At 68.2% G+C, this 24,380-nt stretch carries 21 protein-coding genes; 18 read left to right on the forward strand and 3 right to left on the reverse strand.

Features of this window, described 5'->3' with window-relative positions:
• From LCHO_RS21485 to LCHO_RS21550, 14 genes are all read left to right on the forward strand, one after another.
• The gene (locus LCHO_RS21485) at positions 1 to 1,032 is read left to right on the forward strand and encodes an ABC transporter substrate-binding protein (RefSeq protein WP_012349309.1); all 1,032 of its coding nucleotides are present in this window, start codon (positions 1 to 3) and stop codon (positions 1,030 to 1,032) included.
• Positions 1,029 to 2,876, forward strand: a complete 1,848-nt coding sequence (locus LCHO_RS21490) for an ABC transporter permease (RefSeq protein ID WP_012349310.1) — start codon at positions 1,029 to 1,031, stop codon at positions 2,874 to 2,876. The genes LCHO_RS21485 and LCHO_RS21490 overlap by 4 nt, the downstream gene beginning before the upstream one ends.
• 34 nt (positions 2,877 to 2,910) lie before the next feature.
• Positions 2,911 to 3,972 (forward strand): ABC transporter ATP-binding protein, encoded by a 1,062-nt coding sequence (locus tag LCHO_RS21495; protein ID WP_043704573.1) that lies wholly within the window; start codon positions 2,911 to 2,913, stop codon positions 3,970 to 3,972.
• A 111-nt stretch (positions 3,973 to 4,083) separates the two neighbouring features.
• Positions 4,084 to 5,466, forward strand: coding sequence for a GH1 family beta-glucosidase (locus LCHO_RS21500; RefSeq protein ID WP_012349312.1), 1,383 nt, complete (start codon positions 4,084 to 4,086; stop codon positions 5,464 to 5,466).
• Between the two features lie 89 nt (positions 5,467 to 5,555).
• Positions 5,556 to 6,785, forward strand: a complete 1,230-nt coding sequence (locus LCHO_RS21505) for an ABC transporter substrate-binding protein (protein ID WP_012349313.1) — start codon at positions 5,556 to 5,558, stop codon at positions 6,783 to 6,785.
• A 61-nt stretch (positions 6,786 to 6,846) separates the two neighbouring features.
• The gene (locus LCHO_RS21510; RefSeq protein ID WP_012349314.1) at positions 6,847 to 7,761 is read left to right on the forward strand and encodes a carbohydrate ABC transporter permease; all 915 of its coding nucleotides are present in this window, start codon (positions 6,847 to 6,849) and stop codon (positions 7,759 to 7,761) included.
• Positions 7,762 to 7,808: 47 nt separating this feature from the next.
• Positions 7,809 to 8,696: a carbohydrate ABC transporter permease gene (locus LCHO_RS21515; RefSeq protein ID WP_223210577.1), complete on the forward strand. Its 888-nt coding sequence runs from the start codon at positions 7,809 to 7,811 to the stop codon at positions 8,694 to 8,696.
• A 31-nt stretch (positions 8,697 to 8,727) separates the two neighbouring features.
• Positions 8,728 to 9,813 carry an ABC transporter ATP-binding protein gene (locus LCHO_RS21520; protein WP_012349316.1) on the forward strand — a complete coding sequence of 362 codons (1,086 nt, stop codon included), beginning with the start codon at positions 8,728 to 8,730 and terminating at the stop codon, positions 9,811 to 9,813.
• A 45-nt stretch (positions 9,814 to 9,858) separates the two neighbouring features.
• Positions 9,859 to 10,914 carry a LacI family DNA-binding transcriptional regulator gene (locus tag LCHO_RS21525; RefSeq protein WP_012349317.1) on the forward strand — a complete coding sequence of 352 codons (1,056 nt, stop codon included), beginning with the start codon at positions 9,859 to 9,861 and terminating at the stop codon, positions 10,912 to 10,914.
• A 78-nt stretch (positions 10,915 to 10,992) separates the two neighbouring features.
• A complete protein-coding gene (locus tag LCHO_RS21530; RefSeq protein WP_012349318.1) occupies positions 10,993 to 12,066 on the forward strand; it encodes a Gfo/Idh/MocA family protein in 1,074 nt (357 codons plus the stop codon).
• A gap of 15 nt (positions 12,067 to 12,081) precedes the next feature.
• A complete protein-coding gene (locus LCHO_RS21535; RefSeq protein WP_012349319.1) occupies positions 12,082 to 12,831 on the forward strand; it encodes a sugar phosphate isomerase/epimerase family protein in 750 nt (249 codons plus the stop codon).
• An 18-nt stretch (positions 12,832 to 12,849) separates the two neighbouring features.
• The gene (locus tag LCHO_RS21540) at positions 12,850 to 13,908 is read left to right on the forward strand and encodes a sugar phosphate isomerase/epimerase family protein (RefSeq protein WP_012349320.1); all 1,059 of its coding nucleotides are present in this window, start codon (positions 12,850 to 12,852) and stop codon (positions 13,906 to 13,908) included.
• A gap of 22 nt (positions 13,909 to 13,930) precedes the next feature.
• A complete protein-coding gene (locus LCHO_RS21545; RefSeq protein ID WP_012349321.1) occupies positions 13,931 to 15,094 on the forward strand; it encodes a Gfo/Idh/MocA family protein in 1,164 nt (387 codons plus the stop codon).
• Positions 15,095 to 15,117: 23 nt separating this feature from the next.
• Positions 15,118 to 17,628: a glycoside hydrolase family 3 C-terminal domain-containing protein gene (locus tag LCHO_RS21550; protein ID WP_012349322.1), complete on the forward strand. Its 2,511-nt coding sequence runs from the start codon at positions 15,118 to 15,120 to the stop codon at positions 17,626 to 17,628.
• Positions 17,629 to 17,654: 26 nt separating this feature from the next.
• Here the strand turns inward: LCHO_RS21550 and LCHO_RS21555 are convergent, their stop codons facing one another.
• Positions 17,655 to 19,226 (reverse strand): methyl-accepting chemotaxis protein, encoded by a 1,572-nt coding sequence (locus tag LCHO_RS21555; protein WP_043704577.1) that lies wholly within the window; start codon positions 19,224 to 19,226, stop codon positions 17,655 to 17,657.
• Between the two features lie 142 nt (positions 19,227 to 19,368).
• Here LCHO_RS21555 and LCHO_RS21560 point away from each other — a divergent pair, with 142 nt between their 5' ends.
• Together LCHO_RS21560 and LCHO_RS21565 are read left to right on the forward strand one after the other, a co-directional pair.
• Positions 19,369 to 20,571: an MFS transporter gene (locus tag LCHO_RS21560; RefSeq protein WP_012349324.1), complete on the forward strand. Its 1,203-nt coding sequence runs from the start codon at positions 19,369 to 19,371 to the stop codon at positions 20,569 to 20,571.
• A 122-nt stretch (positions 20,572 to 20,693) separates the two neighbouring features.
• On the forward strand, positions 20,694 to 22,139 hold the full coding sequence (locus tag LCHO_RS21565; RefSeq protein WP_012349325.1) for an RES family NAD+ phosphorylase: 1,446 nt from the start codon (positions 20,694 to 20,696) through the stop codon (positions 22,137 to 22,139).
• Positions 22,140 to 22,206: 67 nt separating this feature from the next.
• Here LCHO_RS21565 and LCHO_RS21570 read toward each other — a convergent pair whose 3' ends face one another.
• Entirely contained in the window at positions 22,207 to 22,626 is a 420-nt protein-coding gene (locus tag LCHO_RS21570) for a type II toxin-antitoxin system VapC family toxin (protein WP_012349326.1), read from the reverse strand.
• On the reverse strand, positions 22,623 to 22,877 hold the full coding sequence (locus LCHO_RS21575) for a FitA-like ribbon-helix-helix domain-containing protein (protein ID WP_012349327.1): 255 nt from the start codon (positions 22,875 to 22,877) through the stop codon (positions 22,623 to 22,625). Before LCHO_RS21575 ends, LCHO_RS21570 begins: the two co-directional genes overlap by 4 nt.
• Before the next feature lie 163 nt (positions 22,878 to 23,040).
• Between LCHO_RS21575 and LCHO_RS21580 the strand changes: the two genes are divergently transcribed.
• Together LCHO_RS21580 and LCHO_RS21585 are read left to right on the forward strand one after the other, a co-directional pair.
• Positions 23,041 to 23,700: a LysE/ArgO family amino acid transporter gene (locus LCHO_RS21580; protein ID WP_012349328.1), complete on the forward strand. Its 660-nt coding sequence runs from the start codon at positions 23,041 to 23,043 to the stop codon at positions 23,698 to 23,700.
• Positions 23,701 to 23,715: 15 nt separating this feature from the next.
• The gene (locus LCHO_RS21585; protein WP_012349329.1) at positions 23,716 to 24,366 is read left to right on the forward strand and encodes an FMN-binding negative transcriptional regulator; all 651 of its coding nucleotides are present in this window, start codon (positions 23,716 to 23,718) and stop codon (positions 24,364 to 24,366) included.
• Positions 24,367 to 24,380 lie beyond the last annotated feature (14 nt).

Raw genomic sequence — 24,380 nt, forward strand, 5'->3', positions numbered from 1 at the left:
ATGAAAACCCATTCGATGCTCGCCGCCGCCACGCTGCTCGGCGCCCTGCTGGCGCCGCTTTCTGCTGCCGCACAGGGTGAGCTGGTGGTGTATTGCACCGTGCAGGAAGAGTGGTGCCGGCCGATGGTCGCCGCCTTCGAGAAGAGCACTGGCATCAAGGTCTCGATGACACGCAAGAGCTCGGGCGAGTTCTATGCCCAGCTCAAGGCCGAGGCCGCCAACCCGCGCGGCGACATCTGGTGGGGCGGCACCGGCGACCCGCACATGCAGGCCGCCGAAGAAGGCCTGACCGAGCCCTACAAGTCGCCCAAGCTGGCCGAACTGCAGGACTGGGCGGTGCGCCAGGCCGAGCAGTCGAAGTACCGCACGGTGGGCATCTACGCCGGCGCCCTCGGCTACAGCTACAACACCGACGAGCTGAAGAAACGGGGTCTGCCCGAACCCAAGTGCTGGGCCGACCTCACCACGCCCGCGTTCAAGGACGAGGTGCAGGTGGCGAACCCGAACTCGTCGGGCACCTCGTACACCATGCTCGCCACGCTGGTGCAGATCATGGGCGAGGCCAAGGCCTTCGACTACCTGAAGGCGCTGCACAAGAACGTCAACCAGTACACCAAGAGCGGCGCCGCACCGGCGCGCGCTGCGGCCACCGGCGAGAGCCTGGTCGGCATCACCTTCCAGCACGACGCGGTGATCCAGGCGCTGGGCGGCGCGCCGGTCAAGATCGTCTCGCCCTGCGAAGGCACCGGCTACGAGATCGGCAGCATGAGCATCGTCAAGGGCGCCAAGAACATGGCCAACGCCAAGCTCTGGTACGACTGGGCGCTGTCGGTCGAAGGCCAGGCGATCGGCGCGGCCAACAAGGTGAGCTACCAGGTGCCGTCCAACAAGGCCGCGCCGGTGCCCGCCGCCGCGCCCAAGCTGGCCGATATCAAGCTGATCAACTACGACTTCGCCAAGTACGGCTCGTCAGCCGAACGCAAGCGCCTGCTGGGCAAGTGGGACGCTGAAGTCTCGACGCTGCCCAAGTGAGCGGCGCAGCCGCGTCCTGGGTCTGGCTGGCGGCGATCCTGCTGCTGGCCTTCGGGCTGGCGCGCTGGTTGGCGCGGCGCGGGCGTTTCGGCGGCGACGTGACGGTGGCGACGATCGTGGTCGTCATCGCCACGCTGCTGCTGCTGTTCATCTTCTATCCCGTCGGGCGCTCGCTGTTTGCGGCCTTGCTCGACGATCAGGGCGGCTTCGCGCCGAGCCTGGCGGCGCAGCGCCTGTTCGCGCCTGACATCTGGAGCCTCGATTGCCTGGCCGGCGGTTCGCGCTGCGGGGTGGCGGTCAACTCGCTGCTGCTGGCGAGCATCGTCGGCCTGTTGTCGACCTTGCTCGGCCTGGCGCTGGCGCTGGCCGCGCAGCGTGGCCGTGCCGGTGGCACGCAGGGCCAGGGCCGGGTGTTCAAGCTGATGGCGGTGCTGCCGATCGTCACGCCGCCGTTCGTGATCGCGCTCGCCCTTGTCGTGCTGTTCGGCCGCACCGGCCTCGTCACCGGCTGGTTGAGCAGCGCCTTCGGCCTGCCACGTTCGCGCTGGATCTACGGCCTGCCGGGCGTCACGCTGGCGCAGCTGCTGTCGTTCACGCCGATCGCGTTCATGATCCTGAGCGGCGCGCTGGCTGCCGTCAGCCCGTCGCTCGAAGAGGCGGCGCAGACGCTGCGCGCCTCCAGGGCACGGGTCTTCCGCAGCGTCACCTGGCCGCTGCTGCGCCCGGCGTTGGCCAACGCCTTCCTGCTCGGTTTCGTCGAGAGCCTGGCCGACTTCGCCAACCCGATCGTGCTGGCCGGCAACTTCGAGGTGCTGTCGATCAAGATCTTCTTCGCCGTGGCCGGTGCACAGCACGACCCTGGCCGCGCCGCGGGGCTGGCCGCCGTGCTGCTGGCCTTCACGCTGGCGGCGTTCTGGCTGCAGCAGCGCTGGCTCGGGCGGGCCTCGTACGTCACCGTCAGCGGCAAGGGTGATGGCGGCTTGCCCGCTGCGTTGCCCACCGGCCTGCGCATCGGCTGCGTCTCGCTGTCGTGGTTGTGGATCGCCTTCACGCTGGCCTGCTACGCGGTGATCGCGGTGGGCGGCTTCGTCAAGGACGTCGGCCGCGGCGACATGACGCTGTCGCTGGCCCACATCGGCGCCGGCTTCGGCATCGAGTGGGGCGAGCGCGGGCTGGCGTTCACTGGCTCGGCCTGGGACAGCTTCTTCACCACCATCGAGGTGGCCGCGATCGCCGCGCCGATCACCGCGGTGATCGGGCTGCTGTCGGCCTACGTCATCACGCGGCATCGGTTCGCCGGCCGGGCGTCGTTCGAGTTCCTGACGCTGGTGAGCTTCGCGGTGCCGGGCACGGTGATCGGCGTGTCCTACATCGTCGCCTTCAACGTGCCGCCGCTGGAGCTGACCGGCGGCATCGCGATCCTGGTGCTGTGTTTCGTGTTCCGCAACATGCCGGTGGGCGTGCGCACCGGCATCGCGGCGCTGGCGCAGATCGACAGGAGCCTCGACGAGGCGTCATCGACGCTGCGCGCCGACACCCTGCAAACGCTGCGCCGCGTGGTGCTACCGCTGCTCAGGCCCGCCATCCTGACCACGCTGGTCTTCAGCTTCACGCACGCGATGACGGCGGTCAGCGCGGTGATCTTCCTGGCCACGGCCAAGTACAACCTCGCCACGGTCTACATCATCGGTCGCGTCGAGGCGGGTGAATACCCGCTGGCGATCGCCTATTCGATGGTGCTGATCGCCTTCATGCTGACGGTGCTGCTGCTCCTGCAGCGCGCCACCGGCGAGGCCCGCCTGGGCCGCCGCAAGACGGGTGGCGTGATCGTCACGGGACATTGAGATGCCACACGAGACACGACGGCCAGACCAAGCGGTGAAACAGCCGGCGACCGGCGGCGGCGTGGTGTTCGACCGCGTCAGCAAACGCTACGGCGACTTCACCGCGGTCAACGAGGTCTCGTTCACCATCGCACCCGGCGAACTCGTCACGCTGCTCGGCCCCTCGGGCTGCGGCAAGACCACCACCTTGCGCATGGTGGCGGGGCTGGAGGCGGTGTCGGGAGGAAGCATCCGCATCGGCGGCGTCGACGTGACGAACCGCGCCGCCAACGAGCGCGACGTCAGCATGGTGTTCCAGTCCTACGCGCTGTTCCCGCACATGAACGTGCTCGAGAACGTCTGCTACGGCCCGATCTCCGGTGGCGCACACAAGGCCCGAGCGCGCGAACTGGCGCGCGACAAGCTCAGGATGCTCGGCCTCGGCGAGCTCGAACAGCGCCTGCCATCGGAGTTGTCCGGCGGCCAGCAGCAGCGCGTGGCGGTGGCGCGCTCATTGGTGCTCGAACCCGCGGTGCTGCTGTTCGACGAGCCGCTGTCCAACCTCGACGCCAAGCTGCGCCGGCGCGTGCGGCAGGAGATCCGCGAGCTCCAGCAATCGCTCGCGCTGACGGTGCTCTACGTCACGCACGACCAGAGCGAGGCGCTGGCGGTGTCCGACCGAGTGATCGTGATGGACGGCGGGCGCATCGCCCAGCAGGGCACGCCGCACGAGCTGTACGAGGCACCGGCCAGCCGCTTCCTGGCCGACTTCATCGGCGATGCCAACCTGGTCGACGGCCGCGTCATCTCGGCCGGATCTGGCGCGCGGTTCGAGGCCGGCGCCGTCGCCGTGCCAGTGGGCGTCGGTGGCCTGCGAGCGGGCCCCGCCACGCTGGCCTTGCGGCCACATCGGCTGCGCATCGTGGCGGCCGGACAAGGCCTGTTCGACGGCCAGTGCCGGCGCGCCGATTACCTGGGCAGCCACATCGAATACCTGTTCACTTCGCCGTGGGGTGAACTGCTGGTGTTCGGTCCTGCCGACGGGCCGACCTGCCGGCGCGGCGAGTCGGTCGGCATCGACTTCGACGCCGATCACGCCATCGTTCTGCCGCGCTGAACGCCGCTCGACAGGCCTGTAACTCGATTGACGTCCGCTTTCGGGTAAGTCCGGATGCAACCGAATGCGGCTGCTGTTGGAATCGATTCCAGTGGAACCGATTCCAAACAAATGAACATGCCACCCAACGCCGCCGCCAACCCGATCGCGCCCCCTGCAGGCTCGGCCATGAACCGTCGGGATTTCGTCTGGGGCGTGGCCACCGCCAGCTACCAGATCGAGGGCGCCATCGATGCCGACGGCCGTCTGCCGAGCATCTGGGACACCTTCTGTGCCACGCCCGGCAAGGTGCTCAGGGGCGAGACCGGCGCGCTCGCCTGCGACCACTATCACCGCTGGGAATCGGATGTCGACCTGATCGCCGACCTGGGTGTCGACGCCTACCGCCTCTCGATCGCCTGGCCACGCGTGATGCACGCCGATGGCCGGCCGAATCAGGCCGGGCTCGACTTCTACAAGCGCCTGCTCGACCGCCTCGCCGAGCGTGGCGTCAAGTGCATGGCCACGCTGTATCACTGGGACTTGCCGCAGCACCTCGAAGACCGCGGCGGCTGGCTCAACCGCGACACGGCCTATCGTTTTGCCGACTACGCCGACCTCGTCAGCCGTGAGTTGTCGGGCCGTGTGAACGCCTACGCCACGCTCAACGAGCCGTGGTGCTCGGCTTTCCTCGGCTACGGCAACGGCCATCACGCACCGGGCCTGGCCAACGGCCGCTACGCCACGCAGGCGATGCATCACCTGCTGCTGGCGCACGGCCTGGCGCTGGCGCCGCTCGCGGCCAACGACCCGCAGGCGCAGCGCGGCATCGTCGCCAACGTCGGCCGCGGCAGCACGCTGGGCGACAGCGCCGCCGACCACGAGGCCGCACGCTTGTTCGAGTTGCAGCACAACGACTGGGTGCTGCAGCCGCTGCTCAAGGGCAGCTACCCGCAGGACCTGTTCAAGCTCTGGCCCGGCACCGAGCCGCTGGTGCTCGACGGCGACCTGGCCACCATCAGCGGGCCGCTCGATTTTCTCGGCATCAACTACTACTTCCGCAGCACCGTGCAAAGCGACGGCGCACACGGTTACACCGAGGTCACGCGGCCCGACGTCGAGCGCACGCAGATGGGCTGGGAGGTGTACCCGCAAGGCCTCGAAGACCTGCTGCGCGGCTTCCACACCAGCTACCCGAACCTGCCGCCGATCTACATCACCGAAAACGGCATGAGCAGCGATGACCGCGTGGTGAATGGCCCCAACGGCCCGCGTGTGGACGATGCGCAGCGCCAGAGCTTCCTGCAGCGCCATTTCGCTGCCATCAGTCGCGCCATCGACGCCGGCGTGGACGTGCGCGGCTACTACATCTGGTCGCTGATGGACAACTTCGAGTGGGCCTTCGGCTACGAGCGCCGATTCGGCCTGGTGCATGTCGATTACGCCACCCAGCAGCGCACCCTGAAAGACAGCGCGCTGCTGTTCCAGCACTACCTGGCGCAGCGCAAGGGCTGAGCCGGTACACCGCCTGCCGCGCCGGCAGGCCCGCGGGCCGGAAGCCCGACTTCGATCCGACGACCCCCACGACAACAGGAGACTGAACCATGACCACACGCACCATCCGACTGCTCACCGCGCTGCTCGCCGGCCTGGGCCTGGCCGGCGCCGCCCAGGCGCAAAAAGCCGAAGTGATCCACTGGTGGACGTCGGGTGGCGAATCGGCGGCCATCAAGGAGTTCGCGGCGGCCTACAACAAGGCCGGCGGCAACTGGGTCGACTCGGCGGTGGCCGGTGGCGAAGCCGCGCGGGCCTCTGCGCTGAGCCGCATCGCCGGTGGCAACCCGCCCGTGGCGGCGCAGTTCAACACCTCCAAGCAGTACTTCGACGTCATCGACGAAGGCCTGCTCAACAACATCGACGCCGTGGCCATCAAGGAGGGCTGGGACAAGCTGCTGCCCGCGCCGGTGCTCAAGATGGTGAAGGTCAAGGGCCACTACTACGCCGCGCCGGTCAACATCCACAACCCGACCTGGTTCTGGTATTCGAAGGCGGCCCTGGCCAAGGCCGGTGCGGCCGAGCCCAAGACCTTCGATGAATTCTTTGCCGCGATGGACAAGCTGAAGGCCGCCGGCCTGGTGCCGCTGGCGCTGGGCGGACAGGGCTGGCAGGAGCACATCACCTTCTACTCGGTGCTGCTGCACTCGGGTGGCAAGGACCTGTACCTGAAGTTCTACGAAGGCCAGGATGCCGCCACCATCGCGACCCCGGCGTTTCGCAAGGTGCTGGCCGACTTCAAGCGCCTGAAGGGCTACACCGACGCCGGCTCGCCCAACCGCAACTGGAACGACGCCACCGCGATGGTCATCACCGGCAAGGCCGGCTTCCAGATCATGGGCGACTGGGCCAAGGGCGAGTTCGTCGCCGCCAAGCAGACGGCGGGCAAGGAGTTCGGCTGCATGGCCGGCTTCGGCCCGACGTCGCCCTACGTGATTGCGGGCGACGTGTTCGTCTTCCCCAAGACCAGCGATGCCGCGGCCATCGCCGCGCAGCAGAAGCTGGCCACGGTGATGACCTCGCCGGCCGCGCAGGTGGCCTTCAACAACAAGAAGGGCTCGATCCCGATCCGCACCGACGTCGACATGGCGGCGATGGACGTCTGCGCCCAGGCCGGCGTGACCGCGATGAAGAACCCGGCCCGCCACATCGCCAACCCCGACGCGCTGATGAGCCCGGACAGGGTCGGCGCGGTGCAGGACGTGCTGTCGAAGTTCTGGAACACCAACCAGAGCGTGGATGACGCCGTCAAGGCGCTGCAGAACGCGGTCAAGGGCTGAGGCTGGACAGGCGGCAGGCCCGGCCACGCCGGGCCATTTCCAACCGAAGGGCGAGGTTCGCATGGCCCAGATCCATTCCAATCCCAAGCGCAGGCGCAGCCGCCGCAGCTGGGCCGCCTCGATCGCGCTGATCCCGATGGCTCTCACCGTCGTGCTGGCCTATGTCGGCACGGTGCTGTGGTCGGTGCGGGTGTCGTTCAGCAGCGCCAAGACCTTTGCGCGCGACGACTTCGTCGGCTTCGCGCAATACGAGCGCCTGTTCAACACCGACCGCTGGATCGTCTCGCTGCACAACGTGGCGCTGTTCGGCGTGCTGTTCGTGAGCTGCTGTCTCGTGATCGGCTTCCTGCTGGCGGTGTTCATCGACCAGCGGGTACGGCTCGAAGGCGTGTTCCGCACCATCTTCCTGTACCCGTACGCGATGTCCTTCGTGGCCACCGGGCTGATCTGGCAGTGGATGCTCAACCCGCAGCTGGGCATCCAGGCCAGCGTGCGGTTGATGGGTTTCGAGAGCTTCACCTTCGACTGGATCGTCACGCAGGACAAGGTCATGTACTGCATCGTGCTGGCCGCCGTCTGGCAGGCCAGCGGGCTGGTGATGGCGATCCTGCTGGCGGGCCTGCGCGGCGTCGACGAAGAGCTCTGGAAGGCCGCCCGCATCGAGGGTGTGCCGCGTTGGCGCTACTACGCCAACATCGTGCTGCCGCAGCTCGCGCCCTCGGTGGGCACGGCCTTCGTGCTGCTGTCGGTGGCGGTGGTGAAGGTCTATGACGCAGTGGTCGCGATGACGCAGGGCGGCCCTGGCGACGCCAGCGAAGTGCCGGCCAAGTTCATCATGGACCACCTCTTCAACCGCGCCAACATCGGCCTGGCCTCGGCCGCATCGACCGTGATGCTGCTGACCGTTCTGGCCCTGCTGGCGCCCTGGTGGTATGCCCGCTCGCACGCCGCGCGCAATGCCGGGAGAGCCGCATGAGCGCGCAGCTGAACACCCCGATGGACACGGCCTTGTCGCGCCAGACGATGGCGCGCGAACGCCAGCGCCGTGCGGCCTGGAAGCGCCACGTCACGCCCGCCCGGCTCGGCATCTATGGCTTCCTGATCATGGCGGCGGTCTTCTTCCTGCTGCCGCTCTACGTGATGATCGTCACCTCGCTCAAGCCCATGAGCGAGATCCGGCTCGGCGACATCTTCGCGCTGCCGCAGACGCCCAGCGTCGAGGCCTGGGCGATCGCCTGGTCGAGCGCCTGCACCGGCCTCAACTGCGAAGGCATCAGCGTCGGCTTCTGGAACTCGATGCGCATCGTCGTGCCGAGCACGGTGCTGTCGATCTTCGTCGGCGCGGTCAACGGCTACGCGCTGTCGTTCTGGCGCGTGAAGTGGGCCGGTGCGCTGTTCGGCGTGCTGATGCTGGGCACCTTCGTGCCGTATCAGGTGGTGATCTTTCCGCTGGTCAAGGCGCTCGCCGCGCTGGGCCTGTTCGGCAGCCTGGCGGGCATCGTGCTGATCCACACCATCTTCGGCATGCCGGTGATGACGCTGCTGTTTCGCAACTACTACGCCAGCGTGCCCGAGGAGCTGTTCAAGGCCGCGCGCATCGACGGCGGCGGCTTCTGGCGCATCTTCCTGCAGCTGATGCTGCCGATGTCGCTGCCCATCATCGTGGTGGCGGTGATCCTGCAGGTCACGGGCATCTGGAACGACTTCATCCTCGGCCTGGTGTTCGCCGGCCGCGAGAACCTGCCGATGACGGTGCAGCTCAACAACATCATCAACAGCACCCAGGGCGAGCGCGCCTACAACGTCAACATGGCCGCGACCATCCTGACGTCGATGGTGCCGCTGGTGATCTACCTGGTGTCGGGCCGCTGGTTCGTGCGCGGCATCGCCGCCGGCGCGGTCAAGGGCTGAACCGGCAAGACACGGCAAACAAGGACTCGTCATGGCCAACGTGCAGATCCAGGACCTCGACATCCGCCTGGGCGGTGTCGACATCATCAGCAAGCTCAACCTCGAGGTCGCCGACGGCGAGTTCCTGGTGCTGCTCGGGCCTTCGGGCTGCGGCAAGTCGACGCTGCTGCACAGCATCGCCGGCCTGATCGACGTGCACGACGGCAGCATGGCGATCGGCGGCAACGACGTCACCTGGGCCGACCCCAAGGACCGCGGCATCGGCATGGTGTTCCAGAGCTACGCGCTCTATCCGACCATGACGGTGGAGCGCAACATGTCGTTCGGCCTGCGCATCGCCGGGGTCGACAAGGCGCTGATCGAGGCGCGCGTCAAGAAGGCCGCCGAGATGCTGCACCTGACCGAGCTGCTGCAGCGCAAGCCCGCCCACCTGTCGGGCGGCCAGCGCCAGCGGGTGGCGATCGGCCGTGCGCTGGTGCGCGATGCGGGCGTGTTCCTGTTCGACGAGCCGCTCTCCAACCTCGACGCCAAGCTGCGCAGCGAGCTGCGCCGCGAGCTCAAGCAATTGCACAAGGACATCGGCGCGACGATGGTCTACGTCACGCACGACCAGGTCGAGGCGATGACGCTGGCCAGCCGCATCGCGGTGATGAAGGCCGGCAAGATCCAGCAGATCGACACCCCCGCGGTGATCTACGCGCGGCCGAGCAACATGTTCGTTGCCGGCTTCCTGGGCTCGCCGAGCATGAACTTCATCGAAGGCCAGCTCGCGGTGTCGCGTGGCGAGGTGCGTTTCGAAGCCGCCGCGCTGCCGATCGACGTCTCGCGTTATGCCTTCGCCAACACGCCGGTGAATGGCCAGCGTGTGGTGCTGGGCGTGCGGCCCGAGTCGATGCAGCTGGTGGCGCCGAACGACGAGCGCGCGGTGGCGCGGGCGCGGGTCTCGCTGGTCGAGCCGATGGGCGCCAATCAGGTGGTGTGGCTCGATGCGGCCGGCGTGTCGCTGTCGGTCAACCTCGAAGCCACGGCGCTGCCGGTCGAAGGCAGCGAGATCGGCCTGGCGGTCGATGCCAGCGGCCTGTCGCTGTTCGACGCGGACAGCCAGCAGCGGCTCTGAGCTGCCTAAGATCGCCACCCTTCATCACAGGGCAAGAGCAGCGTCATGGCGACCATCAAGGACGTAGCAAGACTCGCGGGCGTGGGCATCGGCACCGCCTCGCGCGCGATCTCGGGGCGCGGCGCGGTGGCGCCTGAAACGCTGGCGCGCGTGCAGCAGGCGGTGCGCGAGCTCGACTTCCGGCCGTCCCACACCGCACGCGCGCTGTCGCTGCGCACGCAGGGCATGCTGGGTGTCTACGTGCCGCATTTCGAGGGCAGCTTCTACGGCCCGATCCTCGGTGCCATCGACGCCGAACTGCGGGCGGTCGATCGCCACATGGTCGCGGCCAACGGCTGCGGCCACGGCGACCGGCGCCAGCAGGCGCTCGACGGTGTCGACTTCCTGATCCAGCGCGAGTGCGACGGCGTCCTGGTGCTGAGCAACGACCTCACCGACGACGACGTGATCGAGCTGCAGCGCCGCTGCGAGCGCCTGGTGCTGCTCAACCGCCGCGTGCCGGCCATCGCCGCTCACTGCTTCACCACCGATCACGGCCAGGCCGGCCGGCTGGCGGCGCGTGCGCTGCTGCAACGCGGCCACCGCGACATCGCCACCATCAGCGGCCCGCACAACGCGCCCGACAACGAGGCCCGCATGGCGGGCTTTCGCGACGAGCTGGCGCAACATGGCGTCAAGCTCAAGCGCGCCCATCAGGTCGATGGCGACTTCATGATCGCCAGTGGCGCGCTCGCCGCCCGCGAGCTGCTGATGAGCCCGCGGCGCGCCTACACCGCCGTGTTCTGCGCCAACGACCAGATGGCGATGGGCGCGATCTCGGCGTTCTTCCAGGCCGGCCTGTGCGTGCCCGACGACCTGTCGGTGATCGGCTTCGACGACAGCGCGATCGCCGCCTACAGCACGCCGCCGCTGACCACCGTGCGCATCCCGATCGAGAGCGTCGCCGTCAACGGCTGCCGCTTCCTGATCAACCTCTGTTATGGCCTTGCGCTGCCGGTGCAGCGTGAATTCCCGTCCGGCGTGGTGTGGCGGCAGTCGGTGGGCGATGGCCCGCACCTGCGCAAGGCACCGCGCGACCTGGACATTCCGATCGCCGCCTGAGCGCGCCGCGGGCCGGCCGGCCCTGGGCGCGTCTCGTCGGTGGTCCTTGTCGACCCTCGAACCACGGAGCGCCCGCGCATGACCCTCGCCCTCGGCATCATCGGTGCCGGCAACATCTTCCCCGCCTACCTGCGCACCCTCAAGCGCAGTCGCCAGCTGCGCATCGTCGGCCTGGCCGATGCCCAGCCCGCCGCCGCGCAGGCGCGTGCCGCCGAGTCCGGCCTGCAGGCAATGACCATCGACGCGCTGCTGGCCAGCGACGCCGATCTCATCCTCAACCTGACGCCGCCGCTCGCCCACCACGACGTCGGCATGAAGGCGCTCGCGGCGGGCAAGCACTTTTTCACCGAGAAGCCGCTCGCCGCCACCTTTGCGCAGGGCAAGGAGCTGGTGGCCTTGGCCAAGCGCAAGAAGCTGCGCATCGGCTGCGCGCCCGACACCTTTCTCGGTGCCGGCGCGCAGGCCACGCGCGCGCTGATCGACGCCGGCACGGTGGGCACCATCCGCCACGGCACGGCCCACTTCATGAGCCACGGCCCCGACCACTGGCACCCGAATCCGGCCTTCTTCTACCAGCCCGGCGCCGGCCCGATGTTCGACATGGGCCCCTATTACGTGACGCACCTGGTGCACCACCTCGGCCCGGTCGCCAGCGTCAGCGGCACAGCGCACACCACGCACAAGACCCGCGTGATCCCGTTCGGCGACAACGCCGGCAAGACCATCGAGGTCGACGTGCCGACCCACGTGATCAGCCACCTGACTTTCGCCAGTGGCGCGCAGATCGTGCTGACGGTCAGCTTCGACGTCTGGCAGCACGGCCACACGCCGATGGAGCTCTACGGCGACGACGGCAGCATCCTCTGCCACGACCCCAACCTGTTCGGCGGCAGCGTCAAGTTCGCGCGCCAGAAGGACGCCTGGTCGCGCCTGACCGACAAGCGCCCGTACACCACCAATTCGCGTGGCATCGGCCTGATCGACATGGCGCAGTCCATCGAAGCCGGTCGGCCGCACCGCTGCAGCGAGTCGATGGCGCTGCACGTTCTCGAAGTCATGGAGCGCTCCTTGGACGCCGCCCGCACCGGCCGTCCGCAGCGCATCACGACCACCTGCGAGCGCCCCGCGCCGCTCGAGGCCAAGCTGTTCTGAACCCGGGAGATGAGCATGAAGATTTCAGTCCAGATCTATTCGATCCGCGAAGCCGGCGACCTCGATGCCCAGCTCGCACTCGCGCGCCGATGCGGTTTCGAGTGGGTGGAAACCGTCGCCACGCACGGCCTTGCGCCGCAGGCCTTTGCACACAAGATCGCCTCGCACGGACTCAAGGTGTCGTCGATGCACGCCGGCATCGCACTGCTGGAGAGCGACATCGCGACCGTGCTCGAAGCCTGCCGCCTGACCGGCTGCCCGCTGGTCGTCATGCCCTGGCTGCCGATGGGCGAACGCCCCGCCACCGCCGAAGGCTGGCGCGCCATCAGCCGCCGCCTCGCCACATTGGGCGATGCCGTGCGTGCCGCCGGCCTGCAGCTGGCGTATCACAACCACGACTGGGAGTTCCTCGGCTACGAGGGCCGCACCGCGCTCGAATGGATCTTCTCCGAGACCACGCCCGAGCAGCTGCGATGGGAGGCCGATCTCGGCTGGGTGGCGCGTGCCGGCGCCGATCCGTGGGTGTGGCTGGATCGCCTGGCCGAGCGCCTGATCTGTGTGCACGCCAAGGACATCGCGCCACCCGGCACCGCCGTGAACGAAGACGGCTGGGCCACGCTCGGCCAGGGCATCGTGCCGTGGACGGCGCTGCTGGCGCACCTCAGGAGCCGCGTCGAGCTGGTGGTGTTCGAACACGATCACCCGAGCGACTTCGCCGCCACGCTGCGCGGCAGCCAGGCCTTCATGCAGCAGCACCTGGCCTGAAGCCGAAGGAGCCTCCACGTGAACAGCAGCATCCAGGGCCCGGGCATCTTCCTGGCGCAATTCGCGGGCGAGACCGCGCCGTTCAACAGCCTGCCGGCGATCGGCCGCTGGGCCGCGTCGCTCGGCTACAAGGGCGTGCAGATCCCGAGCTGGGACGCGCGCCTGTTCGACCTCGCCCGCGCGGCCGAGAGCCAGACCTATTGCGACGAGGTGCGCGGCCAGTTGGCAGAGCACGGCCTCGTCATCACCGAGCTGTCGACGCACCTGCAAGGCCAGCTCGTGGCCGTGCACCCGGCCTACGACCTGCCGATGGACGGCTTCGCGCCCGAGGCGCTGCGTGGCAAACCGGCCGAGCGCACGGCCTGGGCGATCGAGCAGTTGAAGCTCGCAGCCCGCGCCTCGATGCGGCTGGGCCTGAACGCCCACGCCACCTTCAGCGGCGCGCTCGCCTGGCCCTACCTCTACCCGTGGCCGCAGCGCCCGGCCGGGCTGGTGGAAGCCGCGTTCGACGAACTCGCCAAACGCTGGACGCCGATCCTGAACGCCTTCGACGAAGCCGGTGTCGACGTCTGCTACGAGGTCCATCCCGGCGAGGACCTGTGCGACGGCGCGAGCTTCGAGATGTTCCTCGACCGCGTGCACCAGCACCCGCGCGCCAACCTGCTGTACGACCCGAGCCACTTCGTGCTGCAGCAGCTGGATTACCTCGATTACATCGACCTCTACCACTCGCGCATCAAGGCTTTCCACGTCAAGGACGCCGAGTTCCGGCCCAATGGCCGCATGGGTGTCTATGGCGGTTTTCAAGCGTGGAAAGACCGTGCGGGCCGGTTCCGCTCGCTGGGTGACGGGCAGGTCGATTTCCGCGCGATCTTCAGCAAGCTGACGCAACACGGCTACCGAGGCTGGGCGGTGCTGGAGTGGGAGTGCTGCATCAAGCACCCCGAACAAGGCGCAGCCGAAGGCGCGCCGTTCATCGCCGATCACCTGATCCGCGTGGCTGAACGGGCCTTCGACGACTTCGCCGCCAGCGGCACCGACGACGCCGCGAACCGCCGCATGTTGGGCCTCGGCTGAACCGACAAAGGGAGAACACACGATGAGCGACAACAGCTTCAAACGCCCCTTGCGATGGGGTTTGGTGGGCGGCGGGCAGGGCGCCTTCATCGGCGCGGTGCACCGCATCGCGGCGCGGCTGGATGGGCAGTACGTGATGGTGGCGGGCGCGCTGTCGTCCGACCCACAACGCGCCCGCGCGAGTGGCGCCGAGCTGGGTCTGGCACCCGATCGCTGCTACGCCGACTACCGCGAGATGGCGCGTGCCGAGGCTGCAAGGCCCGACGGCATCGAGGTGGTTTCGATCGCCACGCCCAATCACCTGCACCACCCGGTCGCCTGCGCCTTCATCGACGCCGGGATCCACGTGCTGTGCGACAAGCCGCTCACCACCACGTTGGCCGATGCGCTGGATCTGCGTGAACGCGTCAAGACACGCGGCGTGCGTTTCGGCCTGACGCACAACTACAGCGCCTACCCGCTGGTGCGCGCCGCACGCGCGATGGTGGCGGCCGGCGAGCTGGGCGAGATCCGCATCGTGCAGGTCGAATACACGCAGGACTGGCTCGCCACGCCGCTCGAAGCCACTGGCCATGTCATTGGACACAAGCAGGCCTCGTGGCGCACCGATCCGGCGCTCAACGGCCCGGCCGGTGCGCTGGGCGACATCGGCACGCACGCCGCGCAACTGGCCGAGTTCATCAGCGGCATGGCCCCCGCCGAGCTGAGTGCCGACGTCACCACCTTCGTCGCCGGCCGGCGGGTCGACGACCACATCCAGGTGCAGCTTCGTTATGCCTCGGGCGCACGCGGCCTGCTGTGGGCCAGCCAGGTCGCGTGTGGTGAAGAGAACCACCTGCGCATCCGCATCTACGGCACCCAGGCCGCGATCCACTGGGATCAGGAACAGCCCAACGAGCTGACCTTTCATCCGGCCGGACAACCCGCCCGGCGCCTCACGCGCGGCATGGCGGGGTTGCCATCGGTGGCGGCCGAAGCGACCCGCATCCCCACCGGCCATCCCGAGGGCTACCTCGAAGCCTTCGCCCAGCTCTACCGCGATTTCGCGCAGGACGTGCGCGACGCGCAAGCGGGCCTGATCACACCCGCGCGCGTACCCGGCCTCGACGACGGCGTGCGCAGCATGGCCTTCGTCGAAGCGGTGCTGCGCAGCGGCGCGGCCAATGCGGCCTGGACCGCACTCTGAACCCACGCATCAAGGAACATCCGATGAAAACGAACAAGATCGAAGAACTGCTCGACGCGATGACGCTCGACGAGCAGGCCAGCCTGCTGGCCGGCGCCGACTTCTGGACCACCGTGACCATCCCTCGGCTGGGCGTGCCGGCCTTCAAGGTGACCGACGGTCCGAACGGCGCGCGCGGCGGCATCTTCAAGGACGGGCCCAAGACGGCGTGTTTCCCCGTCGGCATCGGCCTGGCCGCGACCTGGAATCCGACGCTGATCGAAGAGACAGGCGCCGCGCTCGGCGTCGAGGCCAAGCTGAAGGGGGCGCGCGTGCTGCTGGCGCCTACCGTGAACCTGCAGCGCACGGTGTTCAACGGCCGCAACTTCGAGTGCCATTCGGAGGATCCGTGGCTGGCGTCGGAGATGGCGGTGGCCTATGTCAAGGGCGTGCAGTCGCAGGGCGTGGCCGCGACGATCAAACACTTCGTCGGCAACGAGAGCGAATACCAGCGTATGAGCATGAGCTCGGAGATCCCCGAGCGCGCGCTGCGCGAGCTCTACCTCGTGCCCTTCGAGCGCGCCGTCAAGGAGGCCGGCGTGATGGCCGTGATGACCGGCTACAACCGCGTCGACGGCACCTTCATGGCCGACCACCGCCGCCTCGTCACCGAAGTGCTGCGCGATGAATGGGGCTTCGACGGCCTGGTGATGACCGACTGGATGGCCAGCCACGACACCGTCTACAGCGTGCTGGCCGGCTGTGATCTGGAGATGCCCGGCCCGACGCGCGAACGTGGTGCCAAGGTGGTCGCCGCGGTGCAGGACGGGCGGCTGCTCGCCTCGTCGGTGCGCGCCTGTGCCCGCCGCGTGCTGCAGTTGGCCGATCGCCTGGGCTGCTTCGCCGACCCGGTGATCCCGGCCGAACGCGCCGACGACCTGCCCGCGCACCGCGCGCTGATCCGCCGCCTCGGCGCCGAGGGCGCGGTGCTGCTGAAGAACGAGGCCGGCGCGTTGCCCGGCGCCGCAGGCGCCTTGTTGCCACTCTCGCCCAAAGCCGGCCAGACCGTCGCGCTGATCGGCCGCGCCGCCACGGTGCCGCAGATCATGGGCGGCGGCAGCGCCAACGTGAACGCGTTTTACCGCGTCGCACCGGCCGACGCGCTGCGTGCGGCCTGCCCGGGTGTCAACTTCAGTCACCACATCGGCGCCGACATCCACCGCTACACGCCGGTGCTGGCGCAGCCGATGACGCTCGACCTCTACGCCAGCGCCGACCTCAGCGGCCCGGTGGTGGCGACGCAGACCGTGCCCAACAGCGAGGCCCAATGGATCGGCACGCTGCCGCCAGGCATCGCGCCGGATCAGCACTACTCGGCGCGCACCACGCTGCGCTACGTGGCCGATGCACACGGCGAACACGCCTTCTCGCTGATCGTCGCCGGCGTCGCCCGCGCCACGCTCAACGGCGAGCCGGTGCTCGACGCCTGGACCGGCTGGCAGCGTGGCGAGACCTACTTCACCTTCGGCTGCGACGAGGTCATCCATCGCCGCACGATGCACGCCGGCGAAGTCGCCGAACTGGTGGTCGAGTTCAGCAGCGTCATGCCGCTGGCACCTGGTGACGAAGGCCCGCACGGCTTCGCGGCGCTGCGCATCGGCGCGGCGCGTGTGCTCGGTGAGGCCGACATCGCGGCGGCGGTCGAGGCTGCGCGCAACGCGGATGTCGCGATCGTCTTCGCCGGCCTCAACGCCGAGTGGGACAACGAGGGCCTGGACCGCACAGGCATCACGTTGCCGCACGGCCAGAACGAGCTGATCGCGCGTGTGGCCGCGGCCAACCCGCGCACCGTCGTCGTGCTGCAGACCGGCTCGCCGGTGACGCTGCCGTGGCTGGCGGACGTCGGCGCCGTGCTGCAGGCCTGGTACCCCGGCCAGGAATGCGGCAACGCGATCGCCGACGTGCTGCTCGGCGCCGCCGAACCCGGTGGCCGCCTGCCGCAGACCTGGCCGCTGCGGCTCGACAACAGCGTGGCGATCGGCAATCCCGAGGTCTACCCCGGCGTCGACGGCCACGTGCGCTACGACGAAGGCGTGTTCATCGGCTACCGCCATTACGAGCAGCGCGGCCTGGCCACGCAGTTCGCCTTCGGCCACGGGCTGTCGTACACCACCTTCGTGTTCGAGGGGCTGACGCTCGACCGCAGCACGCTGCAGCCCGGCGACACGCTGACCGCGACGCTGACGGTGCGCAACACCGGCCCGCGCGCCGGCAGCGAGGTGGTGCAGCTCTACGTGCATGACGAGGCCAGCTCGCTGGCCCGCCCGCCGCAGGAGCTCAAGGCTTTTGCCAAGGTCACGCTGCAGCCGGGGGAGGCTCGGCGCGTGAGCCTGTCGCTGGGCATGCGCGCCTTTGCCGCCTACGACGAAGCACGTGCGGCCTGGATCGCCGAAGCCGGGCGTTTCGAGCTGCGCGCAGGCGCCTCGTCGGCCGATCTGCGCCAGCGCGCCGGCGTGACGCTGGCGGCTGACTGGGTCGAGCGCGTGGCCGGTTGATGTGCCGGCCGTGGAGGGCCTGCTGCTCAGGCCGGCGCCAGGCTTCGGTCGACCTGGAAGCTGCTGATGGCGGCGGAGAGTCGGTGCGACTGTTCGTGCAGGCTGTGCGCCGCCGCGGCCGACTGCTCGACCAGCGCGGCGTTGCGCTGCGTCATCTCTTCGAGCTGCGACACCGCGCCGCTGACGTCGCACAGGCCCTGGCTCTGCTGCGCAGACGCCACGCTGATCTCGCTGACGATGGCCGACACCCGTTGAACCGAGTCGACGATGTCGCGCATGGTCCGTTCGGCGTCGCCCACCTGGCGGGCGCCGGAGGTCACCTTGTCGATGCTGGCGGTGATGAGCTGGCGGATTTCCTTGGCCGCGTCCGCACTGCGTTGCGCCAGCGTGCGCACCTCGCTGGCTACCACCGCGAAGCCGCGGCCCTGCTCGCCGGCACGTGCGGCCTCGACGGCTGCGTTGAGCGCGAGGATGTTGGTCTGGAAGGCGATGCCGTCGATGGTGCCGATGATGTCGGCCATGCGGGCGCTGGACTGGTTGATCTCGCCCATCGTGTGCTCGACGGCGGTCACGGCCGCACCGCCGCGCTGGGCCTCGGCGGCGGCCGAGGCGGCCAGCGCGTTGGCGTTGCCGGCCGACTCGGCCGTGTGCCGCACCGTGCTGACGAGCTGCTCCATCGCACTGGCGGTGCGTTGCAGGCTGGCCGCGGTCTGCTCGGTGCGGGCACCGAGATCGGCATTGCCGTTGGCGATCTCGCCGGCGGCCAGGTTCACGCTGTCCGACGTTTCACGCACCTGCGACACGGTGCCGCGCAAGGACTGCACCATCAGTCGCAGGTCGTCCATCAGGCTGCCGGCCGGTGCCGTGGGGATGGCGATGTCGAGCTGGCCCTGGGCCACCTGCGACATGACCTGTGCCGCCAGCGCAGGCTCGCCCCCCAGCTGGTGCAGGACGCCGCGGTAGGTCCACAGGCAGACGGCGCCGATGCCCAGCAGGATCGCGGCCGCGAGCGCGCCGACCTGCAGCGTGGTGGTGCGCACCGCGGCGCTCACGTCGTCCATGTACAGGCCCGAGCCCACCATCCAGTTCCAGTCGGGCACCTGCTTGAGGAACTGCAGCTTGGCCACCGGCTCGGTATGGCCGGGGCGGGGAAAGTGGGTCTCGACGAAGGCGGTGCCGTCGCGGCTGGCCTTCATGCCGGCCGACAGGGCGCCGATCACGTCACCCCCGGTGCCGTCCTTGACCTTGCCGATCATCATCTGGCCTTCCCATTCCGGCTTGATCGGGTGCATCACGCCCACGCCTTCCAGGCTCCAGACGTAGACGTAGTCGCCGTTGCCGTAGCGGATGCCGCGCAGCGCCGCCACGGCGGCCGCCCGCGCCTGTTCGTCGGACATCCGGCCCGCCTTGGCCTGGTCGTGAAAGCTCATCACGAGGCTGTGTGCCGATTCGACCGTGGCCACCAGCACCGCCTTGCGGCCGCTCGTGATCTGATCGCGCGTCATCCAGACGGTGGCGACCGAAAAGGCCAGAACGGCCAGCAGAGAGACGGCGACCAGCGTCTGAAGGCGCTGTCTGAAGCTGGTGGGTGTGGACACTTGGCGAATACTCCGGTGGTCCCCCAGTGTCATCAGAACGCGCGGTCGGCATGGCCAGAATGAGCGGCATGAAAGCGTGTCAACTTCCGATCTGTCGCGGGCCGACCTGCCCGCTGCCGCGTCCTCCAACGGAGTCTCCCGCGTGACCTTGCCTCTCTCCCTTGCCCATCGACTGGGCCTCGACCTCGCTCCGCACCGGCGGGTCTTCGCCAGCTTCTTTCTCTATGCCTTCGGCTTCGGCGGCTTCTTTCCGCGGCTGGGTGAACTGCAGCGCACGATGGATGTCACCGAGAGCCAGCTCGGCCTCGGGCTGATCGGCGCGGCGGTGGGCACGATGATCTCGCTGACCTTCTCCGGCCCGCTGCTCGAACGTTTCGGCCATCGCCGCACGCTGCTGGTCGTGCCGCCGCTGCTGACGCTGTTCTATGCCATCGCCGCGCATGCCGGCGGGCCGCTGGCGCTGTTCCTGTGCCTGCTGCCGGCGGGCCTGAGCATCGGCGCGATCGAGGTGGTGGTGAACCTCGAGGCCGATCGCATCGAGCACCAGCAGGGCCGGCGCATCATGAACCGCTCGCACGCCTTCTGGAGCTTCGGCTTCTTCGGCGCCGGCGCGATCGGCGCGCTGGCGGCGTGGCTGGCGATCAGCCCGCAATGGCATCTGGCGCTGATGGTGCCGCTGTCGCTCGTCATGACCGTTCTGCTGCTCGGCCGCTTCGAGCCTGCGCCGCATCGCGTGCAGGCCGACCAGGCTGCGCCCGCGCCACATTTCGCGCGGCCCACCGGCACCATCATGCTGCTGGTGGTGCTCACTCTGTCGGCGCTGGTGCTCGAAGGCGCGGGCTTCGACTGGTCGGCGATCTACATGCGCGACACCTTCGCGGCCACGCCCTTCATGGGCGCCGTGGCGGTGGCCACAGGTGCGTTCACGCAGGCCATGACGCGCTACTTTGCCGATGGCTACGTGGCGCGCCACAGCCCGCTGGGCGTGGCCCGCACGCTGCTCACGGTGCTGCTGATCGGTGATGTGCTGGTGTTCTTCGCACCGTCGCCGCTGCTGGCGCTGCTCGGCTTCGGCCTGATGGGCGTGGGCACCAGCGCGCTGTTCCCGCTGGCGATGTCAGCCGCCGCGCAGCGCACCGACCGGCCCGCGGCGGTCAACGTGGCGTCGCTGGCGCAGTTCGCGTTCGTGGCCTTCCTGCTGGCGCCGCCGCTGCTGGGTTTTGTGGCCGAGCATTGGGGGATACGGTGGACGTTTGGGGTCGGGCTGCCGTTGGTGTTGTTGAGCTTGGTGGTGTCGGGGGTGCTGGCGGCGCGGCCCAGCACGGCGGCTGCACAGGCGGCGTAGCTTGCCGTCGTGCGTCTGTCGACGTCTTCTGGTGCGCGACCCGCACCTCTGCCAGCGGATGTAACTTGCCCTCGCTGGAGAATCACAGCCATGCTTCCAACCTTGATAAAGGAGATCGTCCTATGCACCCTGATGATCGCGAGGCACTTGCCGAGAAGCGCATCTGCTGCAATTGCGTACGCGAGGGCTTCCTATCCCACCTGGTCTCGCATGACGGCACTGTGGCCCTTTGCGACTACTGCGGCGACGATGAAGCAAAAACACGGCCCATCGGTGATCTTGCAGACTGGATCGAGACGGCCTTCGAGGACCACTTTGTACGCACACCTACCGAGCCGGACCCTTGGGAGTACGCCCTCTATGCTGACCGCGAGTTAGGGCGGGCGTGGTACCGCGAAGGTCAGGAAACCGCAGAAGCTATTGAAGAGGCCGCTCAAATCCCAACAGATGCGGCGCACGATGTTCAGGTGCTTCTGGAGGACCGCCACGACGACGTCGAAGCGGGCCAGATGGGGGATGAGACGGAATTCGCGTCGGACGCGCACTACGCCGGGAAAGGTGCTGATGCCGCCGAGTGGCATCGCGAGTGGTGGTCGTTCGAAAACGCCCTCAAAACCGAGGCGCGCTACTTCAGTCGCGCAGCGGCAGAGCTACTCACGCGGGTCTTCGAGAACATCGACACGCTGAGGGCCAAGCAGCGTCGTCGTCCTCCTGTTGTGAATGTCGGGCCGAACCGCAAGCTGATCAACCTCTATCGCGCTCGCGTCTTCCAGTCGGAAGACAAGCTAAAAGAGGCCCTCTGCCGCCCGGATCTGCATATCGGCCCGCCTCCAACCAGACTTGCCAGTGCGGGCCGGATGAACGCACGCGGAATTTCTGTCTTCTACGGAGCAACTAATGCTTCCGTTGCTCTGGCTGAAGTGCGCCCGCCCGTGGGAAGCAAAGTCGCACTCGCGAAGTTCAGCATCATTCGCTCCTTGCGGCTTCTGGACCTTACGGCCCTTGATAATTTGCGGGACGGCGGCAGCATTTTTGATCCGACCCTGAAGGGGCGACTCGAGCGCGTAGCCTTCTTGCAGTCCCTCGGCGAGCGCATGACGCGGCCCGTTATGCCCGATGACGAAGCCTTCGAGTACCTCACGACTCAAGCCATCGCAGACTTCCTCGCAACCGAGAATAAGCCAAGGCTCGACGGCATCATCTTTCACTCGGCACAGTCGAAAGGGGGGCGCAACGTCGTCCTTTTCCACAAGGCCGCGCAGGTCGAGGAGATGACGTTCCCGCATGGAACTGAGATCGAGGCGTACACCGGCTACGGCACCGAGGATGGAATGGAGACCGACTACGGAGTCAGCGAAGCCGTTCCAAATGAGGCACCCTCACTGACGAATGAAGTCGTGGCTGATCTGACCCGGCATTTTATGCATCCCGGCCCGGCGTACTGCGTAGACAGTGACTTCCGTGCGGCGACGCTGCGAGTCGATCCCTCCTCGGTCGAGGTTCACCATGTGGATTGGGTGAAGATAAACACCATACGGTTTACTGTGAGCCGCCGCCGCCACGAGTAGAAGGAGTGAAAGTTCTAAGACGCGGGCGACGGATCCGTGCTGATTCAGGGCTGGTCGGCGCCAGCCTTCACGCCAGCCACGGATTGATCACATCCGCACCAGCCGCCTCGAAGGGGCCGGTGTCGCGGGTGGCCACCGCAAAGCGGTTGGCAGCGGCGATAGCCGCGATGTAGCCATCGGCAGTCGCAATGGCAAGCCCTGCGGCCCGCGCCTTGGCCATCAAGACCGCATAGGCCTGGGTGCAAGCCACGTCAAAGGGCAGCACGCGGCCAGCAAACAGCGGCAGCACCCGTTTCTCCAGGTTGTCCAGCAAACCTGTGCGGCGCTTGCCAGCGGGCAGCAGTGCCACGCCCGCGCGCAGCTCGGCCACGGTGATGGCGGACAGGTACAGCGTTTCGAGCGGCTGGGCGTCGATCCACGCGATCACGCGGGCGTCGGGTGCGCGGCGCAGGGGCTCCGACACCACGTTGGTGTCGAGCAGGATCATTCGAAGCTCACCGGGCGGGCGGCGGCCTTGTCGCGCGCCTGCTCGAAGACGGCAAACTCTTCATCGCTCAGTCTGGCCTGCCGGCCCATGTCGGCCAGCAGCGTGCCCAGCTTGACCCGACCTTGCGGGCTGACCGCGGACTCCAGGATCTCGCGCACCTCGGATTCCATGCTGTGACCGTGCTGGGCGGCACGCACACGCAGGGCGCGATGCACTTCGTCGGGCAGGTTGCGAACTGTCAGCATGGCCATCTTCATCGCTCCGTCGTGCATTTGGTGCATGCATTGTATGTTTTTGACTGCATCGATTCGATCATGCCGGCAACCGAGTCGTCCTGCATTGAATTAGCACTTCTACACTATCCTTAGAAAGATTAGTTTGTCTTCACCTGCCGGGGCTGGCAATCTCGGGCTCATGAACCTGACAGAAACCACTTCGCTCGCCTTGCCGGTGTTCGTGCAAGGCCTGGCCCTGAGCTTCGGGCTGATCGTCGCCATCGGCGCGCAGAACGCGTTCGTGCTGCGCCAGGGCCTGCGCCGCGAGCACGTCGGCAGCGTGGTGCTGTTCTGCGCCGTGGCGGACGCCGTGCTCATCGCCGCGGGGGTGCTGGGGCTGTCCCAGGCGCTGGGGCGCAGCCCCGGCCTGGCACGTGCGCTGGCGCTGGTCGGCGCCGTCTTCCTTGCGGTTTACGGATGGCAGGCGATGCAGCGCGCGCGGCATGCGCACCGGCTGACGGCGGCCGATGGGGGTGGCGCAGGCGCTGGCGGTCTGGGGCGGGGCGCCGCGGTGGCGCAGGCCGCGGCCTTCACGCTGCTCAATCCGCATGTCTACCTCGACACCGTGCTGCTGGTGGGCAGCATCGGCGCGCAGCAACCGGCGGCGCTGCGCGGCTGGTTCATCGCCGGCGCCAGCAGCGCCAGCGTGTTCTGGTTCGTGCTGCTCGGCTTCGGGGCCCGGTGGCTGGCTCCCTGGTTTGCCCGGCCGAGGGCCTGGCAGTTGCTGGACGGCCTGATCGGCCTGACCCTGTTCGTGCTGTCGGCGCTGCTGGTGCGGCACGCCCTGGCTGGACTCTGAACCGAAGGCCTACGCATGTACGTCAACCCGCAGCACCCGTTCACTGATCCTGAAGCGGTCTATTCGCTGATGGCGTCTCACCCCCTGGGTGCCTGGGTGTGCCACGGCCAGCACGGCCTGATCGCGAACCATCTGCCTTTTTTCCTCGATCGCAGCCGCGGGCCGCACGGCACGCTGATCGGACACGTCTCACGCGCCAACACGGTCTGGCGCGAACTCGGCCCAGCCAGGCCTTCGGTCGTGATGTTCCAGGGGCCGCAGGCCTACATCACACCGGGCTGGTATCCGGGCAAGGCGGAGCACGGCAAGGTGGTGCCGACTTGGAACTACGTGGTGGCCCATGCGCACGGGGTTGCGCGGGCGATCGACGACCGCGGCTGGTTGCTCGACATGCTCAACCGGCTCGCCGATGTTCACGAGGCCGGTCGCCCCGCGCCGTGGCGCGTCGGCGACGCGCCTGCCTCGTTCATCGACAAGTTGCTGCGCGCGATCGTCGGCATCGAGATACCGATCGATCGCCTCGAAGGCAAGCTCAAGGTCAGCCAGGACGAAGCCATGCCGGATCGGCTCGGCACGGTGCGCGGCCTGCAGGAGCAGGCTTCCGACGAGGCTGGGCTGATGGCCGATCTCGTCATGCAGGCCATCAAGGCCGATGCGGCCGGCTGATCGTGGCCGCGCCG

Source organism: Leptothrix cholodnii SP-6 (assembly GCF_000019785.1).
Lineage (GTDB): Bacteria > Pseudomonadota > Gammaproteobacteria > Burkholderiales > Burkholderiaceae_C > Sphaerotilus > Sphaerotilus cholodnii.

What these genes read in the sequence shown, in the direction of transcription:
- LCHO_RS21485 (WP_012349309.1), top strand. Translation starts at nt 1, where the DNA reads ATGAAAACCCATTCGATGCTCGCCGCCGCCACGCTGCTCGGCGCCCTG.
- LCHO_RS21500 (WP_012349312.1), top strand. Translation starts at nt 4,084, where the DNA reads ATGAACATGCCACCCAACGCCGCCGCCAACCCGATCGCGCCCCCTGCA.
- LCHO_RS21505 (WP_012349313.1), top strand. Translation starts at nt 5,556, where the DNA reads ATGACCACACGCACCATCCGACTGCTCACCGCGCTGCTCGCCGGCCTG.
- LCHO_RS21510 (WP_012349314.1), top strand. Translation starts at nt 6,847, where the DNA reads ATGGCCCAGATCCATTCCAATCCCAAGCGCAGGCGCAGCCGCCGCAGC.
- LCHO_RS21515 (WP_223210577.1), top strand. Translation starts at nt 7,809, where the DNA reads ATGGCGCGCGAACGCCAGCGCCGTGCGGCCTGGAAGCGCCACGTCACG.
- LCHO_RS21520 (WP_012349316.1), top strand. Translation starts at nt 8,728, where the DNA reads ATGGCCAACGTGCAGATCCAGGACCTCGACATCCGCCTGGGCGGTGTC.
- LCHO_RS21525 (WP_012349317.1), top strand. Translation starts at nt 9,859, where the DNA reads ATGGCGACCATCAAGGACGTAGCAAGACTCGCGGGCGTGGGCATCGGC.
- LCHO_RS21530 (WP_012349318.1), top strand. Translation starts at nt 10,993, where the DNA reads ATGACCCTCGCCCTCGGCATCATCGGTGCCGGCAACATCTTCCCCGCC.
- LCHO_RS21535 (WP_012349319.1), top strand. Translation starts at nt 12,082, where the DNA reads ATGAAGATTTCAGTCCAGATCTATTCGATCCGCGAAGCCGGCGACCTC.
- LCHO_RS21545 (WP_012349321.1), top strand. Translation starts at nt 13,931, where the DNA reads ATGAGCGACAACAGCTTCAAACGCCCCTTGCGATGGGGTTTGGTGGGC.
- LCHO_RS21550 (WP_012349322.1), top strand. Translation starts at nt 15,118, where the DNA reads ATGAAAACGAACAAGATCGAAGAACTGCTCGACGCGATGACGCTCGAC.
- LCHO_RS21565 (WP_012349325.1), top strand. Translation starts at nt 20,694, where the DNA reads ATGCACCCTGATGATCGCGAGGCACTTGCCGAGAAGCGCATCTGCTGC.
- LCHO_RS21570 (WP_012349326.1), bottom strand. Translation starts at nt 22,626, where the DNA reads ATGATCCTGCTCGACACCAACGTGGTGTCGGAGCCCCTGCGCCGCGCA.
- LCHO_RS21575 (WP_012349327.1), bottom strand. Translation starts at nt 22,877, where the DNA reads ATGGCCATGCTGACAGTTCGCAACCTGCCCGACGAAGTGCATCGCGCC.
- LCHO_RS21580 (WP_012349328.1), top strand. Translation starts at nt 23,041, where the DNA reads ATGAACCTGACAGAAACCACTTCGCTCGCCTTGCCGGTGTTCGTGCAA.
- LCHO_RS21585 (WP_012349329.1), top strand. Translation starts at nt 23,716, where the DNA reads ATGTACGTCAACCCGCAGCACCCGTTCACTGATCCTGAAGCGGTCTAT.